Here is a 1,969-nt window from a genome sequence, read left to right on the forward strand (position 1 = left end):
CATTTTTGCAATGAGGATGTTGCCGTTGGGCCAATCAGCGCCGGAGGCGCCGAATGTGAAAGCCCAGCATGAAATGCCCGTTTTGGTAGTGTCCTAAAACTGCGTTGATGCTTCACTTGTGTCGCTCGCGCAAGATGTCCTCTACCGCTTGAATGAATACTCTCGGTTCGCCAGATTCGATAGAACGCGCAGCGCCTTTGATGGGCCCCTCGTGAGCACGGAGTAGCGCCAGAACGGGGCACGTGCAGGTCTCAGTGCAGCGTTTTACAAGTTCGACCTTGTCCTCGTGGGGAATTGAATGCCCCAATACGACCAGGTCGAAAGTATGCCCGTGGGAATCGCAGATTTGATAAGCGAGAGAAAATCCCTCTGCGGAGACGACCTCATACCCATTTGCTTAAGAAGCAGCTCGCGGGTTTTGAGCAGCATTGAGTCATACCCAACAGACAAGATGCGCGGCATCTTCCCCCCGACGGTTATGGCCGAACAGGGGTACGATTTTACGCCGGATTACGCCAGCAGTTCCCGCAGCGTCCATATGTGATCGGTAATACCAGCTTCCATCGCGGGAGTCACGCGCAGAGTGCGGTGTATCCGGCAAAAATTGTAGTAAGCGAAATGCAACTCGCAGGCCGCTTTGTGGTTATCCAGTTTCTTTGAGAATGCATTAGTCAGCCGCGTAAAGCGCCGGATTGCCATGCGAATCGTGAGGTTCTGACGCTCAACAAAGATGGTCAGCGAGAAACACTGCCGATGATAACAATTCGTTTGTGCGTCCAGCGCGTCCCTCTGGCAGATTCACAGTTGCGAGGATGTGCTGCGCTTCCGCTATCATTTCGCGCAGCGCCTTGAAATGCTGGGTTGACGTGTAGATTAGAATCCCGAGTCCCGGAGGGACGGCATGGGCCCCCAGGCCATTGTCCTGATCTCATTTTTGCAATGAGGATGTTGCCGTTGGGCCAATCAGCGCCGGAGGCGCCGAATGTGAAAGCCCAGCATGAAATGCTGGGCTGCAAATGGAAATGATCCGAGTCCCGGTGGGACGACACTCATCCCAAAACATATCTTGGATCGTAATCAACTCCAACCGCTTTCAACAGGGCTAGAAACTCCTCCTCAAAGGTTCTCTTCTTATGGTGCTCAGGCTGATTGTGGATATATGCGATCACCTTGTCGCGATGCGACGCGCTCACGCCGAAGGCTCCAAATCCTTCCTGCCAGGCAAACCCGCGCACCTGCGTTCCGAGCCACTTTGACGAGCTGCCCTTGATCTTCTGGAGCACGGTAGAGATAGGAACGGTACCTGATTCGGCAATCAGCATGTGAATGTGATCTGGCATTCCGCCAACCGCGATGGCGTTAACACCAGGATTTCGGGCAATCCCAGTGATGTACTTCCAGAGTTCTTCTTGTTTTTCGACGGGAATGATTTTTCGGCGTCCTTTGGTGCTGAAAACAATGTGAACGAGGACATTGATGTAGGAATGTCCCATATCGTCCCTCCGGGACTCGGAATTCTAACCTACACGTGAACCCAGCATTTCATGCCTAAACCGGGCATTTCATGCTGGGCTTTCAGATCTGGCGCCTCCGGCGCGGTGCGGCGTTGATTGCGATCGCGGTGATAGGGTTGATTACGATCCGAGGTGTGTCCTCGGATGAATATCGTCCCTCCGGGACTGGGAATTCTAACCTACACATCAACCCAGCATTTCAATGCCGGAGAGCGGGCATTTCATGCTGGGCTTTCATATTTGGCGCCTCCAGCGCGGTGCGGCGCGTTGATTGCCACCGCGGTGGTAGGGTTGATTACGATCCGAGGTGCGTCGTCGGCTGCGTGTCGTCCCTCTGGGACTAGGAATTGTAACTACACCTGAACCCAGCATTTCAATGCCGGAAAGCGGGCATTTCATGCTGGGCTTTCGTATTTTGGCGCCTCCGGCGCGGCTCTTGCCGTGGGTCGGCGTTG

At 54.2% G+C, this 1,969-nt stretch carries 1 protein-coding gene and 1 pseudogene; both read right to left on the reverse strand.

The features are described 5' to 3' along the window. Positions 1 to 516: 516 nt before the first annotated feature. Positions 517 to 729 (reverse strand): annotated as a pseudogene (locus DMG62_25290) (IS1 family transposase). A 320-nt stretch (positions 730 to 1,049) separates the two neighbouring features. After that, positions 1,050 to 1,493 (reverse strand): IS200/IS605 family transposase, encoded by a 444-nt coding sequence (gene tnpA / locus DMG62_25295; protein PYY18771.1) that lies wholly within the window; start codon positions 1,491 to 1,493, stop codon positions 1,050 to 1,052. Positions 1,494 to 1,969: the final 476 nt, after the last annotated feature.

It is taken from the genome of Acidobacteriota bacterium (assembly GCA_003225175.1).
Classification (GTDB): Bacteria; Acidobacteriota; Terriglobia; order Terriglobales; family Acidobacteriaceae; genus Gp1-AA112.